The following is a 16104-nucleotide window of genomic DNA, read 5'->3' as shown; positions in this document are numbered from 1 at the left end:
TTTAAAAGATATAATAATATATAATTGAGTAATCTTAAATCAATTTAAGATTACTCAATTTTTCATTCCGAATAATTATGAAAAACTATTCCGGTCAATTATGAAATTATTCCGGAGAATTATGAAAAATCACAAATAAATCCTTTTAATGTTAGGGATTTTATTTTTTAATAATAAATCATCAATCCCTTTTCCATCCGATTCTTTCCAAACAATTAAATTAGCATGAAATTTTTGTTTTTTTAATTCCTTTGCACACTCCAATAGATGTTTTTTTACATAAACATTCTCAATAGCATCTGCATCGAAACAAATATTAATAGTTTGAACCCCCATCTCTTTCAATACTGGGATTGCTAACCTCCATGCTCCTACACCAGGAAGACTAATGAAAGTATCTCCAATTTGATCTATCTCTAATGGATCATATAGATTAGCCATTAAGTCAACTGCTATATCTCCTTTTAAAGCTCCTTCACCAAGCCACACGGTTTTAGCTTTATAAAGAGTACCAGGAACCCATTTTTTTAACTTTGTACTAGGAATTGATACATGAATAGGTGCTGGATTACCAGAACCTGTCCCATTAGGTTTATTGGCAGAACTTAACCAGTAATATCTATTCGCTTTTTTAACTCTAATCCATCCCAATAACTCATTATTATCTGTAATAGTAGTCCATTCCTTTTGTAGAGGAACCTCGCCTTGAAATATGATATTTCCTTTATATTTTACTTCTACAACATTTGGCTGTTTGATTACTTTAGCCTGAAATTCTTTCCCATTAAGTTTAACTTCCACTATATTCGGTGGGTTATCAATTCTATATTGAAAGCCTTCGATTTGGTTATATTGGTTTCTGTAAGGAATGAGAATTCCTTTCATTCCTGCTATACTCCAATAACCATTTTGAAAATAGAACCCTGGTATCCCTTGAAAATCATTTATCCCTAAATCATTGCTAATGGCTTTAACAATAGTCCACGGCTTATCAGGGAATGATTTATAATTTCTGATAGTTATTTGTTCATCACTCAATTTGCGTTCATTTGAAGTTAAATGATTATAATGAAAATCATCTAAAATTAGATTATCTAAAAGCGCATGATAGATTGTATCTAATGTGATACTGTCCTTTTTGGGAAATCCATTTACTTCTTCAGCCATTTCCTTTACATTCACTTTATTTCTATTATCTTTTTTTAATACATGCAAGTAACTAATTAACGCGGAGTTTTTTGAAAAATGAATGTCACTTTCTACTCGAATGCATACTACTTTGCTATTATCTTCATTGGTCATGCATGCTCCTGTTTTGCCACAAATAGGACAAGGAGTACGATAATATTCATAAAACCCTTTTACTTTTGTTTTTCTATATAAGGAATTCATACTTATCCTCCTCTTTCGTCTTGTTAAATACAATATTTAAATCTACTACGATCAATTGGTGGCATAGTTGTAACAATCTTAAATTGATGATTTGATACTTTTGCAATTACTACAACCACTGGATTATCGTCAGTATCTCTTCCAAGTACTGCAACTTTTGAAATGGATTGCCTTTCCACTATTTCTCCATTTAATATGGCAGTAACTATATCTGCTTTGGTATAACCTCTTTGCTCTAATCGCTGCATAGTATGAATGCTGATTATGATTTTGCCTTTTCCACTAAATAGTACTTTTTTTACTTCTTGTAATTTCATCTCCTTCACCTCCAAAAAAAAAGACTTTGGTATGTAGTTAAAGGACAGAAATACTCCTCAAAACTACGAACCAAAGTCCGCTATTATTAATTATTAAACCGCTTATCAAAAAGAAAGCAACAAAATACTAAAATATATACAATTTATGTATTTATCATAGCACTTTATTTAAGTTCTATTCAACCTCTTCATTGGAAAAGTTTTTTGATAATTGTTTTGAGAGGCAATTTTTTTGGATTTGATATGGAATCCAATTGAAATCCCGCCTTAATAAGATGTTCATAATTCTCTTTTACTTTTTCCCTTACTTCATCAAATGAGATAAGAGGCTTCTTTTTATATTGTAATCGAATATATTCTTCTGTTAGATCCGGAAGGGTGCCTATTATCGGGAGTTCAAGGCCATTCACTAAAGAGTTAATCTTACTAAATGGAAAACTACGATTATAGATTAATTTCATTGATATTCCATGTCTTTCTCTTAATTGGTGAATATATTTTTTCCACATTAAAATATCTACAATTGAATTGTCTACCATTACCCAAAGTTCATCTATATTTTGAAGTACTTTTTCTGTTTCTTCGGTCATCTTTCCACTTGGCAAATCTGTTAAAATTACATCATGATATCGAAAAAATTGAAAATACACCTCTAAAAAGTCCTCAGTCCAGTTATAAACATAATCTTTTTCTCCAATAGGCAGCCACAGAACTCCCATATATTGCCAATTCGTTTTGTGATAATCTAATTCCATAAGTTCATATTCTTCTAAATGAAACACTTCTATAAAAGAACGAAAATTAACCGGCATTGGTTCATATCTAGACAAAACACTAGATAATTTTGGAGGTTGCATTGCCTCTATAACAGCTGTTTGTATTTTTTGTTCTTGAAGGTATATTGCAAAGTTTAGAATAAAACTCGATACTCCTATACGATGAAGTGGAGACCATACAGCAATCGTTTTGTTTTGTGGGTATTGTTTCCCTTTGTATACATATTGCTTTCTCATAGCTTCAATTTTATTTGTACTGAAATGACTAATACTAATAGGATATTCCGTCGATGGGAAATCATCTTTAATATTCACCGGTGGTGCATTATTACAATCAAAAGTTTCAATGGAGTCAGTTATTTTATTTTCTTGTGCCTCACCTGTAATTGAAGTATGTAAAGGTCCCTGGTCAACTTGAATCTCCATATTGAGTGTATTCTCAGAAGTACTAATATCTTTATCTTGATTATTTTTTACTTTCTTTGGCCAGATGAATAGAGCCTTTCTGAGCGAATCCTCATTCTCAAAGAAATACATGTTTCTCCTATTTGCTTTATTGTCATTTGAATTACCCAAAATGTAAATATCATGGACTTTAAGAGACGTAAGGAACTGATTGTTTATTTCATCTGAAGTAATAATTAACAAATTAAAGATGTAATTTTCTTCTTCATGGTTAATGAAGTTAGAATCATAGAATACAATTTCTACATCATTTGATTGTATTGCCCCGATGATCTGTTCATCACTTATAGAGGTTAGAACCTTTTTCATAGATTAAATGCTCCTGTTTTAAGTATTCATCAATTTTTTTTCGGAATTTAAATGGAAAAGGAATTGTTCTACTTTCCACTTTTCTTAAATAGCTGCTACTGATGCCTATCTCTTTCGCGAATTGAAATTGATTTAACTTCAATCGTTTCCTCAAAATAATAAGTCTTTCAACATCATCTTCAATACAAATTTGGTTTAAATTTCTCATCATTTTTCCCCTTCTTTCCAAAAAAATAAAAAAAACCGCTAATACCCCCTTAGATAAGAGGATACTAGCGGTTATCGCTTTCATGTTTACTATTAATCTAAATAGAGTATATCATAGACTTTAAAAAATATATAGAATGAATTATTTAATAGTTGTTACAGTTGGAGACAAAATGTATAATTTAATTATAACTTTTTTATATTTTTTAATTTTTTGGCGATCCTTTTGGATTTGCGGTTTCTAAAATAAACATACAGCCTTTGGGTTGATAGATTTTAAGAATAGCATTTTGCTATTCTTTCCCTATCTCTCCAAAGGCTTTTTTATGTTTATCGATGTAAAAGAGTTATAAATTATTCTAAGAAAGGGAGAGAAAAAAATGACGACGCAATCTACAGAAGAAATTCTTAACAAATTAAGACAACCATTCTCACAAAATGATATAGAATGGAAAGTTCAAACAAGTAACAAAGGTAACAACGGAGCTTATGCTTTTGTAGTAGCTTACGTGAATAACAGAGCTATTCAAAATAGACTAGATGAAGTATTTGGTATTGGCGGCTGGAAAAACTCATACGTAGAATTCTCCGGTGGTATAATTTGTGAACTTAGTTGTTATATTAATGGCCAATGGATTACCAAATCGGATGGTTCTGAACCTTCTAATTTTGAAGCCTTTAAGGGTGGTTTATCGAATGCGATGAAGCGAGCTGCTGTACAGTTTGGTATTGGGCGTTATTTATACAAATTAGAGCCTATATATGTTAAAATCTCTGAAACTAAAAGTAATAATTCTATCTACTTGAATGATAAAAAAAATAAAGTAGTGGGATATTATGATCCACCGCGTTTACCTGATTGGGCTTTACCACCTAATGAGCAAAAACAAGGAAAAAACAAAGAAACAACTAGTACTACCGATAATAACAATAAAAAAAGAGAAATTGATAAGAAGACTGGAAATAACAATTTCAATAGGAATTCTTATTTTATTTCCATCACAGAATTTATAAATAAAATCAATCTTAAACCAAGAGCAGCAATGGAGTTATTTCATCATATAAATTCTGATACTAAATCTGATTGTGTTGAAATAAAAGATATTAAGGAAAAGGCTACTGACAAAGAGTTAATTAAATACTATGATACTTTAAAACCCGTAAGTGACTTAGTTAAAATGAGTATTCATTATAAAATACCTGTTGAAAATGTATTAAATTATGTGAGAATTTTAAAACCACAAGAGAAAATCGATAGCCTTCATTCTTGTTTAATACGTTTGAACAGAGAAGATATTAAAGAAATCAATGGATTTATTGAAGGTGATATAAAAAATAATATGTTTGAACATCAAACAGCGTAAACAAACACAAAAATACTTTTGTGTTATTTTTTTAACCTTTTTTAGGAGGAAATTACATGGAATTTATTATTAATAAAGAGAGTTTATTAGAGGTCCTTTCAAAAGTAGAGAAATTAGTAAAAACTAAAACATCAAATCCAATACTACAAGGTTTTTATTTAGAAGTTAAGTCAGATAAGATAATCGTTATTGGATCTGATTTAAACACTACTATCCGTTATGAATTACCAGTTTTATTCGAAGATGAGTCAATACTTATTAATAAAGAAGGTAAGGTAGTTGTTCCCTATCAGTTATATGAAATTGCTAAGAAAGTTAAAACCGAATTAAGCATTTCGTTAGATGATACGCAATTAGTAATAAAACATGGGAAGAAAAAAAAGAGTGAATTTAAACTATCAGTTTTTAAGGCAGAAGAGTATCCTAAATTACCTAGATTTGATGGTATAGAGCCAACTCTGTCTATTAAAGGAACCGAATTTAATTCATTTATCAAAAAAACAGGGTATGCAGCTTCAAGTTCTGATGCTAGACCAGTTCTACAAGGAATTTGTTTTGAAATTACAGAAGATAAGCTACGACTTGTCTGTACGGATTCTCACCGTTTAGGCGTTATTGACGTCACAGAATCTCATAAGGAGTCCAGGAAGATTATTATCCCAGCAAAATCAATATTGGAAAGTTTGAAATCCTTTGATTTAAGTGAGAAAGTTACTGTGTTTTGTGAAAATGATCGAATGCTTATTTTACAAAATAATAATCTCACTTTTTATTGCCGTCTATTAGAAGGAACTTATCCAGATGTAAGCCGCTTAATTCCAAAAGAGCATCTTGCTGAAATGAAAATAAGCAGAAAAGAATTTTTGGAAGGCTTTGAAATGATTAATGGTTTGACTAATGCAGCAGATAATGAGACTAAAGGAATCGTTAAACTCCATGTAAATGGAGTTGCGACTTTATCAACATATCAAGCGCAAACTGGAAGCGGAAAAATTGAAATCGATTATGAAAGTTTAGAAGGTGAAGATAATTTTGATATTGCCTTTAATAATAATTATATGATCGATACATTAAAAGCAATGGAATCAGAGTATGTGTCCTTTAAATACCAAGGTTCTATGCGTCCATTTTTATTAACACCATGTGATTCTTCTCATGAGGAAATACAATTGATTCTTCCGGTGAGAAATAAATAACAAAATGTAAGAAGAAAGGCTCTCCTTTCTTCTTTTTCTATTGGAGGATTTATGAAAATAAATATGAGGAAACTCTCACAGGAAATTAAAAATAAAAATATTATTGTTAAACCAAATTCATCGGAAGCAGGAATGGCCTACTTTATGGATATAGTTATTAACCATTCTGCAACAGAAAGTATTAATTTCAATTCATTTACCTATGATGAAGCAATTCTTGCCTTCAATGAATTCTATTATTTACCATCGGATGAATATACGGATGATTTTTCTGAAGAAGACTATGACAATATAAAAAATAATATGTGGTCCTCTTATATGCAAACCCAAGAATTTTTTGTCCGTTGGAGTCAAGAAAGCAAAAAAATGTATTGTTATGAGGATGATTTTATTTAGAGAGGTGTAAAAAAATGACATCAATTTTGATGGATGCAGAGTCAAAGGCAAGTTATGAATATTCAATTTCTAACTTATTAATGTTAAAGATTCTACATGACGCTAATGTGGATGTAAGTGGATACGGCAATTATCGAGTAGAGATAGGTTTTATGTCTAATCCTGGATACGATTTTTTAATGCGAGGTATGAATGATTTGGGTTTCGTTACAAAACACGCAACAATTTATACTGATGATCCAGAAGAAATCTCACTTGCTAAACAAATCGAGAGTGTAATTAACCGAAAAGCAGAATGGTATATAGTGTTGAATAGCTTTAAAGTGGAAAAAATACTACGTTCTAGTAGTCAAAAAGATGAGTATATAGCCTTTGTTAAGTCAACTTTGAATCACATTGATTTAGAATGTGAAGCATTTGTAGAGGAGTCTTTGGGTATTATAATTGGGTTCATTTTTGATGGATTTTATCATGAATTATTATCAGCTCTAATAGAGGTGGCTGATGAGACTAATAATATTTACGAAAAACTGGAGGAACAGCAAAATGGACATTATCTTTCGGCTTAGTGATGAACCACAGCACTTAAATGCACAAGTCGAAGTGTTACAAATCACTTCTGATTTCAATAATACTTTAGAGTCATTGGATCAAATGATTAAGTTAAATGGAAGAATGGTAGAGGGATTATATAACATTACCCTCCCTAATCTTTTTAGTATTCTTCAAGAAAGTATAGAGGATAACATAATTGATTCTCAAACTCCAATTCTTCCAAAAAATTGCGTGAAACATGTTTGGATTAATGAATTAGCAAAGCATCAACTAGTATATATAGAGGTACCAAAACAACAACTTGATATGCGGTATGGAAAAACTCTATTTAAACAGGTTGGACTTCCAAGACTAATCTTCTTATATGAAGTAATGGAGAAAAAAGTAACATTGAAAAACATTGTTGCTGTTAAAGGCTCCAAATTTTTGACAAAAGATACGGAAGTATTTCTTTTCCCCTTTTCACATGTATCTTTAGGCGGTCATGTCTGCATGGGAGGAAATACTTTTCCTGAAATAGATGACATCTATCAACTAAACAGTTTGCATTTATTATTTTTACAGGCACCTTTTGGAGAAGATTATGGAGCAAAAACAACTACTAATTTAAGTGTGGCAGCATTATTTGAAAAATATGAAAATAAACAATTTGATGATGAAATCTTATTACCACATTCGAAAATTCAAATTTTAGAGAAACTATAATAAAAATACAATATGGAGGAATTCAAAATGACAATAAAACAGGATGATATCTTTTCACTATTTGATATTGAAGTGGAGACTAAAAAAGTGGACCTTAATAAAATGAATGATATAAAGGAAAATAAACCAAAGCTAAAGACTGATACTAATGATAGTTCTACAAAGAGTTCAACAAATAAGAAAGATAGCTTTAAATTAACAAGTAAAACCATTATTCGTTTTGGGATGAATGAATATCCAGTTACTAATTATTTTTCCAAGGACGAAATTGAAAGAGGACTTCCATCTAAAAAAACTTCTGAGGATGGAGAAATTGAATATAAACCTATTAGTGAGGAACAACTTAGAAAGAAATTAGAAAAAGACTTTCCAATCTTAGTACCTAAATATACCACCTTGGTATATGTAGAAAAACAAGATGTGGTTATTCCTATTATGCAAGCAAAGAAAAATGGCAGCATGGATAATAAAGAGTTCTCTTTCGAGGGCTCTTCTTTAAAACAACAAAAAAAGAAGATTCCATTTCAAATCTTATTAGATTTTATCCATATTGCTAAGCACTTTTCAGATAATCACGGTGCTGAAGTATTCGCTAATATTTACTTTGATCATGAAACCGAGGAATTTTTTATGGATATTCCTTCCCAAAGAGTTAGCAGATATTTAGTCACTATTACAGAAGAGGCACAAGAGACCGCTCTTAAGCTCATAGAGAGAAGATATTCAAAGGTAATGGAAATACATTCACATCATATTTTAAGCACCACACCGTCAAAAATAGACGATGACAACCAGCGTGCTCCTATTTTATATGCCATTATTGGTAATATTAATGGATTATTCCCTGATGTGTTAGTTCGTACATTCAATAAAGAATTAAATGAACATATTATTATTGATAGTAGCAAAGTATTTGAATTTACATTGACAACTAAACAAAAGGTAAATGGGTATGATCTAACTGTAGTGGAGGTTGAATAGATGCAACCTATTTCTATAGATTTAAGCCGCTCTTATCAAAGTGAAGTATATTATCAGATTCTAGTTATAGGCGCAGGAGGTACTGGAGGAATTGTTATTCAGCAATTGTGCCAAATGTTGAGTATGTTTGAGATATCGGCAAAGTTAATAATTGCTGAACCAGATATTTATGAAGAAAAAAATAGAAATAACCAACTATGCTTAGCAAAAGATGTAGGTAAAAATAAAGCAGATGTCTTAGCAAAAAGGTATCGTGCTGCTTATCAACTAGACATAGCCACTTTCACTGGAGGTTATGTAGAAGACACTAAAACAATAGACACATTGTTCCAACTCAATTATGAAAGAATTCCATATAACTATAGAATAGTCCCTATTCTTATTTCTTGTGTTGATAATAACTATTCAAGAAAGATATTCCATGAGTATTTTAACACCGCTCAGACCCTACTATATTTTGATGTAGGCAATGAAAATGTTATCTTACCAAAGGATCACAGAAATAGACCAATTGAGTCCTGGACGAGATTGAGTCAAGTTTTTGTGGGAGTTTTTTTTAGCTCCCTTTTTATAAAGTAAAACTTTTAATTTTGTATCCGCTTTCTAAACATTTTCTTTCATCAAAATTTCGTTTTTTTCTTTTTTTAAAAACCTTTTAATCCCTGTAAGGCAAAGTGAATGGGTTTTCCAATCGCTTGATTTAAGTATGGCATGTTCTGACGCACGGTTTCTGTTACTAATTTTGTGGGTATTTTTCTTTTCGGTCGATGCTCTTTCTTTGATTTTTCCGTGGTCTTTTCCCATTTTCCATATATCGTTTGGATGGATAGGTCATCCTTCAATCCAATCCACAAGCGCGCCATGCTCATGACCCCTTTTTTGCTCCATGCTCTTCCATTTTTTAATCGTTTGGCTAATTGATTCATCATTGCTTCTGCACTTCCCATTGGTCGATATGCTGCCGTGTCCACGCCTTTCTCTTGTAACCAACTACGATAATCTTTTATGGTTTCCTGATGATGCGTTAAAAAGGCGAGGAAATGCGCTAGTTTTTCTTCTTCTTCTGGTGTATCCATTGTTCCTACTGCACTATTCAACTCTAAAAATAAGGAATCAACCTGATAATTTCTTAACGCTTTTTTCATGTAGCGATATCGAGGATGGTTTTTCATAAGCTGCTTCATCGAACGAGCGACATGAAAACGATCCATGGTGAAAAAGGCTCGTTCCCGAAAATACTCTCGACATGCCGTTATCCAGCCTGCTCCATCGCCATTAATAATAAGCAAGGTTTGGGTTGGATCATACGCATAATGATTCTGTAAGAATGTTTCAAAAGCTTCCCAAAAGGGTTCTTTTCCTTCATAGAGAAAATGCCTTTTATTTCGGAGCCTGACTCGCTTTCCGTTTTCTTTCCATCCCTCATGTACAGCGGCGAATTTCAACTCCCATCCACGCTTTTTCTTTTCTTGACTCTTCACATATAATCCATCTACTTCGACAAACAATACCTTTTGAAAAGGGCGTTTTTCCTTAGCGGGAAGGACGCTTGTATGAAGAAGATGTTGCCGTAATGCTTCGTGGCTCATCGCCGAATAACCTAAAAATTGTTCGAATGTTTCCACCGCCTTTCGATAGGAAGAGCCATTTGTCGCTAATTCTAGCCCCCATTCTTCTAATAGTGGACTAAACCCTTTATTCCCTTGAAACTGTAAGTAGTGATCTAACAGACAAATATATTTTTTGGTTACACGATCGAAATAATAATTACGCTTCAACGCCACTGCTCCAAACGCTGTATCTACTCGTATTTCTCGTTTATCTCGTAAAGCAAATCTTCTTTTGTCTCGTTGCTGAGCAATCTCTTGATCCCAATTTTCTAATGTTTGAACAAGGATTTCTTGAAAGGACATTTGTAGTGTTCGAAATAAAGTTTTTTCCAATTCTTTTAATGATGGTAATTTTATGTTACATTCATTCATGAGAGCCTCTCCTTTTCGTAGCGTTCTAGGCAAACTCTACTTTACAAAAGGAAGCTCTCTTTTTTAATGCTTAATTTTTTCCAGCTACCGCGCTCTCGCTTGGTGGCCTTTTTGTCTAGTTGGGGGACGAGTCCCCCAACTAGACAAAAAGGATATTTATTCTCCCACAAACATTTTACTCATACCCTGGACGAAAGAGGAACTGGAAGAATATAAAGATTCAGGTTTCACTGGACAAATGGTTTGTGGCTTCAAGTCTGATTGGAAAATACTTTCAGAACCAATAGGTACGTTATATCCAGATATTTTAGAGGACAATGATGAAATAGCTCCTTCTCAATTAAGTTGTCAGGAACTAGCTGCATCCAATCCTCAGAGATTAATAACTAATCGTTATAGTGCTATATCTGTAATTACTGTACTGAATGAAATATTTGAAACTAAAAGTCTATCAACTCACAGGATTCTATATCATGCAAAAAGAGGTTATATGAAAAGTGAACCAATTTTAGGGTAAAAAAAGTAGCACAGACATAGATTATGTTTGTGCTACTTTTTTAATTAAAAGTTGCTATGTTTTGAAATAAGATTGATTAACCTATAATGTTTTTGTGAATATAGTTAGGTAATCTTCTAATCCATAACTATTCATAAAACTTTTTGCAATTTGCTTATATTGTTCTCCACATTGATGAAGTTCGGTTTCATATTCATCAAACAATTCTTTGATTTCGGGAAATATTAAAGAATCTTTATGTTGACATAAACCTACTCCTGCAATAGTAGTCTTAATAAATAGGGAAGCTACTTTATGATCTATCTCTGAATTTCTTTTATTTAGGATTCGAATGAATTCATTTAATTTTTCATAACCTCGATTACTAAGGCATCCGTCTATCCCATTATTCATTACTTGATAATCCATATATTTTTTACTTCTATTTCTTTTTCATTTAGCATATTTTTTCCCCTTTACACAGAAGAAAATCATTAAATGGTTTTTATAAAACAATAATTAAAGATTTAATTTTTACTATTATCCAACTTTGCTTTTCCAGCACCTACTAATATATCTATTTTGTCGCCTTCTTTGTATCTATTAAATTCACTTTCTGTAACCAATATATCATAAGGTTTTTCATTAACGAATATTTTAAAGTATAGCTTAATTTCTTCTTTTGATGTTGTTATCGGTACACCAGCTGCAGTCATTACAGGGTCAATTTCCATTGCTGTTTCTTTATTAGCAAATTTACTCGCTAACTCGACTTGATATTTTACACTAGTTGATTCGAATATATATCCTTCATAAAAATAAAAAAATATAGTTATTAGAGAGAGCATCCCTATCACTAAGAAAAACGGAGTTAAGAAGTTTCTAGTATCCGTCATTCATTCCCTCCCTCTATAAATATTGATTTATCAACGGTTTGAGCCGTTGTTGGGGTGTCAAAAAAATATTTTTCGACACGATTCCTAACAGAATTTATATATTATGTGTAATTATTCCAACCTACGGGTACGCTACGCGGTCACTACTGGATAATTATAGAAAGTAGTGATAGGGAATTATGCGATGCACAATGGATCTCTGCGTAGCTTATGATGACGTACCCTCCCATGTCTCTGGGCATCTATGTGCCTACATTCCTTCGTTCGGTCTAGTCATAAGGCAGAGGCTAGCGAAGCTCCTTTAGGGACTCAAGGTCGAATGGAAAATATATTGCCAGCTTCTCCGTGTCATCCTGTTGTCTAGGTCTTATTGTCTTATTAAGGGGATGTAGGGTTTAAACAGCCTCTGCGAGACCTGGAATATCCCTCATCATTCGCTGTGCGTCAAACGCTTTGTGCTTGGTACTAATTCCATGTAATACTTTTAATAGCTTACCGCATAAAACCACGATAGATTGCTTCTTGCGTAATGGATTAACCTGACGGTTTGTGTAATACTCGTGCAGCTTTCTAAAGGCTTCATTATGGCGAATCATAGGCATCATAACTCGGAACAGGAGGGCACGTAACTTTCGTCTGCCCCGTTTAGAAATACGTTTTTGTCCTTTATGCAGACCAGAGGAATTTTCACGTAACGTTAATCCCGCGAGTTTGATAAGTTGGCGTGGATCTTCGTAGTGTGAAAAGCTTCCAATTTCGGCTAATAAGTCAACAATGGTGGTATCTCCAAGTCCTTGGACGGTTGATAGCCATTCATACTCTACAGACGTTTTTACAAGTTCAACTAAGTGCACCGTAATGTTTTCGATATCTTTCTCTAATTGATGGTAACGGCGAACGAGCGTGGCGATTTCAATGTGGGCCATCTCACGTCCTTCTGTTACCCCGATAGAGTTAGCCGCGACTTCAATAAGGCGCACTGCTTTTGGTCTTTGTGGGGATTTTAGCCCCTCGACCTTTCGATAAAGGGTTAAGACTTCATCGGGTTGTTTTTGGTGAAAATCACTCGGAAATGGAGTACATTCAAGTACAGCTAAAGCCATTTTTCCGAATGAAGGAAACACCTGAGTAAACTCTGGGAAATAGCGATCTAACCAGCGAATCATCATGTTTTTGAGAGAGCCTAACTCCTCTACCAACTTGCTTCTAAAAGTTGAGCCAACACGAAGTTCTGCTTCCATTTCCTTTAAAATACGCGGATAACTGAAACGACCGTCTTTAATAAGACGAGCAATTACTAGCGCATCTTTTCGGTCATGTTTAGTTGGAAGATTGTCGTCTAACTCCTTTGAACGTTTGACGTGCATCGGATTTGTCATTACTAAGGGGATGCCCCGTTCCTCAAGGAAATAAGCTAAATTGAGCCAGTAATGGCCAGTAGGTTCAATCCCAACAATAACCTCTGTTTTTTCATTTTCTTTCATTGCGGTCAAAATACGTTGATAGAAATAATTAAAACCGCTATTAGACTGGGAAACAGCAAAAGACTTTTGAAGCACACGACCGCGATCATCTACAAAGCAAGCGTAATGCGTACGCTTGGCAATATCGATTCCGACCACAAGTGTTTTCTCGGTGACTTGATTTATTTTCTGATTTTGTTTAAAATCCATTATGGAGTCCTCCTTGGTTACAAATTAGGGGTCATTTCGTCGACGATTTGACACCCCGCATCATACCAAGAGGGCTCTTTTTGTTCAAGTCCCCGAAAATCCTTCTAACAGGAATGCTCCTTTCAATAATATATAATAGTATTTTTTGAAGAAAGTTTAGACTACTAAAGATTTTCATGCAGTAATTCCTTTATTAGTCTTCCGAATTTATCGATTCATCAAAATTTTCTTCTCTTATTTCAAAGAACTCTTCTACCACGGCCATAGTCTTAATCAATTTACCTGTTTTATAGTACTCTTTAAGTAAACCTTCAATTTGATTAAAAATCATGTTTCTTTGAACAAGAGATAATGAATTTTTCATTATCACATTTAAATAGAGATCACCAACTGAATTTTTGGCCACGAATATATCGCCTATCTTGTCGAAAGCATTCCAAAAAGATTGGGTAATTGTCCATACCTCTACATTGTTATTTACAATTGAAATATTCATAAAGACATCAGGAAAAAGGAAGTGTGTATCTTCTATATTAGCTAATATTCCCCCCTCTTTATTTTGATTCGGTAAATTTATCTCTCTTTTATTCCGTTCATCTTGAAAGGCAAGCTGTACACCTAAAACTGTTGTATAAAAAGCATAGTTCATTAATGTTGGAAGAATATTTTCATATTCTGTTACTAGCTTAGCAGTTAATTTTTTATGAGGTTCTGTAATTAACACATCCTCGATATTTTCCCCTAAGACATGACGAAGCATATCAAAAGTTTGTTGTTTAAGGTTAGCATTGCTTTGTTCAAATATTTCATTATCTTTAAATATCTCTTCAAGGTTGTTTAATATTTCCATACCTATAAAATAACCATTGAATAAAAGAGATTTTGATACAGTATAAAGTTGTTCCTCATATTCCTTAATCTTCTCAGTTTCTATAAACTGCTCAAGGTGTATACGAACATATTGGTTCAGAAGGAAAAAGTCTTTGTTAAATTCTCCATTTGTTTGATAGTGATACATTAACATTTCCTCTGTTTTCCCCTGAATTTCTTCTAATGTTATCATTCTTCTTCTCCTCCTTGGGTTTCTTCAAAAAAAGGGTCTGACGGTTCATCAGTAACGTATTTCCAAGCACCATCTTCTTTGAAAATGGAAGTAATAAAATAGTTTATACCTTCAGTACTAAGTACTTTTCGATAAAAATATCCCTGTCTTTTAAATCTATCTAAATTGATTACTGTAATATCATAAGACTCTCCTTTCACATTCGCTTGTATATAAGAATCTTGTATTGTTTTGAAAATATTAATGGCATCTTGTTTTTGTGGTAATTCTTCAACCGTCTGAATACTTCCATAGTTTAAAATAAAGTTGTAGAAATCTTCAGGTGATATTTGAAGAGATTGGAATTTGTATAATATATCTGCCGCATACCTTGCAAACTCCTCTGGATCTTCATAAGCAGCTTTTACTTCCACTTCTTTTTTATCTAGTATTTTGACTGATTCACCGTCCAATTCAGCTACAACTTCTTCTATAGGTCTAGCTTGATCTGCATAGAATGATTCTAAGTCGGAATTACTATCAGTTTCAGTTTCTTCATGTGTATCCTTTGTTTCATTTATTTTTTTTGCTTCCTTAACAAATGGATCATTACTACACGCAGAGAGTAAGATAGAACCTGAGATAAAAAGCGATAAATAACATGGTTTAAAGCTCATAATAAACTCCCTTCCTTTATTTCTTTTTTCTCTTGTTCTGTAAGAAAATCAACAAGTTCCACTATATGAATAGTCGAGGAATTTCTAAAAACATTCATAAAGAACTGTTTAACATTAAAAATCCTAATTCGATCACCATGGAATGTAACTGGGACATTAATGTTTTTATTTATACAGAAGCACAAAGTTTTAAGGTGATCCTTGTGAATGGTGGAGTGTATGCTAATATAATCCTGTTTACGTTCTCCAAACAAAATGGCAGCAATTATAATCGCTTCTTTATCAATTAATGATGGATCAAGCCGAAAACTAAATATTTTATGCTCTTCAATATACCAATTGCTTAGATAGAACTCTAAAGCATTACTATGTATAGTAAATTCTCCTTTTTTAAATTGTACAGACACACTATCTTCAAGTTTGTATTCTGCTAGTAAGTTAGATAAATAAAGTATCTTTTTTTTATTAAATGGTACTTTAAGTTTTCGCGAACTTGATTTAATCTCTTTTTCTCCTTCACTTAAGAGGGATGCAGTTATAACTTTGTTAATAAAGCTGTTTTCCCTTTCCATTAATCAACTTCTCTCCCTAAAAAAAGAACCCAGAATAAACAGCTCGTTTATAGAACTGTTTATTCTGGGTTCTTCCCATTGATTGATTTATTTAAATGTATTA

19 protein-coding genes are annotated in these 16104 nt (G+C 32.7%); 8 read left to right on the top strand and 11 right to left on the bottom strand.

The annotated features are described in order from the left end of the window. Positions 1-129: 129 nt before the first annotated feature. From ACWNMZ_RS20520 to ACWNMZ_RS20505, 4 genes are all read right to left on the bottom strand, one after another. The gene (locus ACWNMZ_RS20520; protein WP_016204951.1) at positions 130-1392 is read right to left on the bottom strand and encodes a DUF3854 domain-containing protein; all 1263 of its coding nucleotides are present in this window, start codon (positions 1390-1392) and stop codon (positions 130-132) included. 23 nt (positions 1393-1415) lie between these two features. Beyond that, on the bottom strand, positions 1416-1709 hold the full coding sequence (locus tag ACWNMZ_RS20515) for a DUF4258 domain-containing protein (RefSeq protein WP_016204952.1): 294 nt from the start codon (positions 1707-1709) through the stop codon (positions 1416-1418). A gap of 188 nt (positions 1710-1897) precedes the next feature. After that, positions 1898-3259 carry a hypothetical protein gene (locus ACWNMZ_RS20510; protein ID WP_047943232.1) on the bottom strand — a complete coding sequence of 454 codons (1362 nt, stop codon included), beginning with the start codon at positions 3257-3259 and terminating at the stop codon, positions 1898-1900. Further along, entirely contained in the window at positions 3231-3467 is a 237-nt protein-coding gene (locus tag ACWNMZ_RS20505; protein WP_226793382.1) for a helix-turn-helix domain-containing protein, read from the bottom strand. Before ACWNMZ_RS20505 ends, ACWNMZ_RS20510 begins: the two co-directional genes overlap by 29 nt. Positions 3468-3846: 379 nt before the next feature. Here ACWNMZ_RS20505 and ACWNMZ_RS20500 point away from each other — a divergent pair, with 379 nt between their 5' ends. Genes ACWNMZ_RS20500 through ACWNMZ_RS20470 form a run of 7 tightly spaced genes read left to right on the top strand, consistent with a single transcriptional unit; the run spans position 3847 to position 9242 of the window. Further along, on the top strand, positions 3847-4830 hold the full coding sequence (locus tag ACWNMZ_RS20500; RefSeq protein ID WP_053215732.1) for a Rad52/Rad22 family DNA repair protein: 984 nt from the start codon (positions 3847-3849) through the stop codon (positions 4828-4830). A gap of 56 nt (positions 4831-4886) precedes the next feature. Further along, a complete protein-coding gene (gene dnaN, locus ACWNMZ_RS20495) occupies positions 4887-6026 on the top strand; it encodes a DNA polymerase III subunit beta (protein WP_016204957.1) in 1140 nt (379 codons plus the stop codon). 51 nt (positions 6027-6077) lie between these two features. Then, positions 6078-6422: a hypothetical protein gene (locus tag ACWNMZ_RS20490; RefSeq protein ID WP_251628549.1), complete on the top strand. Its 345-nt coding sequence runs from the start codon at positions 6078-6080 to the stop codon at positions 6420-6422. 14 nt (positions 6423-6436) lie between these two features. Further along, positions 6437-6991 (top strand): hypothetical protein, encoded by a 555-nt coding sequence (locus ACWNMZ_RS20485; protein WP_251628550.1) that lies wholly within the window; start codon positions 6437-6439, stop codon positions 6989-6991. Further along, entirely contained in the window at positions 6969-7682 is a 714-nt protein-coding gene (locus ACWNMZ_RS20480) for a prokaryotic E2 ligase family D protein (RefSeq protein WP_251628551.1), read from the top strand. Before ACWNMZ_RS20485 ends, ACWNMZ_RS20480 begins: the two co-directional genes overlap by 23 nt. Positions 7683-7709: 27 nt before the next feature. Further along, positions 7710-8663 (top strand): hypothetical protein, encoded by a 954-nt coding sequence (locus ACWNMZ_RS20475; protein ID WP_251628552.1) that lies wholly within the window; start codon positions 7710-7712, stop codon positions 8661-8663. After that, positions 8664-9242: a ThiF family adenylyltransferase gene (locus ACWNMZ_RS20470; RefSeq protein WP_251628555.1), complete on the top strand. Its 579-nt coding sequence runs from the start codon at positions 8664-8666 to the stop codon at positions 9240-9242. It abuts the gene before it with no gap. A 65-nt stretch (positions 9243-9307) separates the two neighbouring features. Here ACWNMZ_RS20470 and ACWNMZ_RS20465 read toward each other — a convergent pair whose 3' ends face one another. Beyond that, the gene (locus ACWNMZ_RS20465) at positions 9308-10645 is read right to left on the bottom strand and encodes an ISLre2 family transposase (RefSeq protein WP_251627554.1); all 1338 of its coding nucleotides are present in this window, start codon (positions 10643-10645) and stop codon (positions 9308-9310) included. Between the two features lie 238 nt (positions 10646-10883). Here ACWNMZ_RS20465 and ACWNMZ_RS20460 point away from each other — a divergent pair, with 238 nt between their 5' ends. Beyond that, the gene (locus ACWNMZ_RS20460) at positions 10884-11162 is read left to right on the top strand and encodes a hypothetical protein (RefSeq protein ID WP_251627555.1); all 279 of its coding nucleotides are present in this window, start codon (positions 10884-10886) and stop codon (positions 11160-11162) included. An 81-nt stretch (positions 11163-11243) separates the two neighbouring features. Here ACWNMZ_RS20460 and ACWNMZ_RS20455 read toward each other — a convergent pair whose 3' ends face one another. The 6 genes from ACWNMZ_RS20455 to ACWNMZ_RS20430 all read right to left on the bottom strand — a co-directional run bounded on the left by ACWNMZ_RS20455 (position 11244) and on the right by ACWNMZ_RS20430 (position 16001). Further along, entirely contained in the window at positions 11244-11570 is a 327-nt protein-coding gene (locus tag ACWNMZ_RS20455; RefSeq protein WP_251627556.1) for a hypothetical protein, read from the bottom strand. 98 nt (positions 11571-11668) lie between these two features. Further along, positions 11669-12037, bottom strand: coding sequence for a hypothetical protein (locus tag ACWNMZ_RS20450; RefSeq protein WP_251627557.1), 369 nt, complete (start codon positions 12035-12037; stop codon positions 11669-11671). A 395-nt stretch (positions 12038-12432) separates the two neighbouring features. Continuing rightward, positions 12433-13710: an IS110 family RNA-guided transposase gene (locus tag ACWNMZ_RS20445; protein ID WP_031536138.1), complete on the bottom strand. Its 1278-nt coding sequence runs from the start codon at positions 13708-13710 to the stop codon at positions 12433-12435. Positions 13711-13903: 193 nt separating this feature from the next. Beyond that, positions 13904-14773: a hypothetical protein gene (locus tag ACWNMZ_RS20440; RefSeq protein WP_251629748.1), complete on the bottom strand. Its 870-nt coding sequence runs from the start codon at positions 14771-14773 to the stop codon at positions 13904-13906. Next, positions 14770-15429: a hypothetical protein gene (locus tag ACWNMZ_RS20435; RefSeq protein WP_251629749.1), complete on the bottom strand. Its 660-nt coding sequence runs from the start codon at positions 15427-15429 to the stop codon at positions 14770-14772. The genes ACWNMZ_RS20440 and ACWNMZ_RS20435 overlap by 4 nt, the downstream gene beginning before the upstream one ends. Further along, positions 15426-16001, bottom strand: coding sequence for a hypothetical protein (locus ACWNMZ_RS20430; protein WP_251629751.1), 576 nt, complete (start codon positions 15999-16001; stop codon positions 15426-15428). Before ACWNMZ_RS20430 ends, ACWNMZ_RS20435 begins: the two co-directional genes overlap by 4 nt. Positions 16002-16104 lie beyond the last annotated feature (103 nt).

The sequence above is a fragment of the Niallia sp. Marseille-Q9988 genome, assembly GCF_976954375.1.
This window is presented reverse-complemented; position numbering and strand designations above follow the sequence as displayed.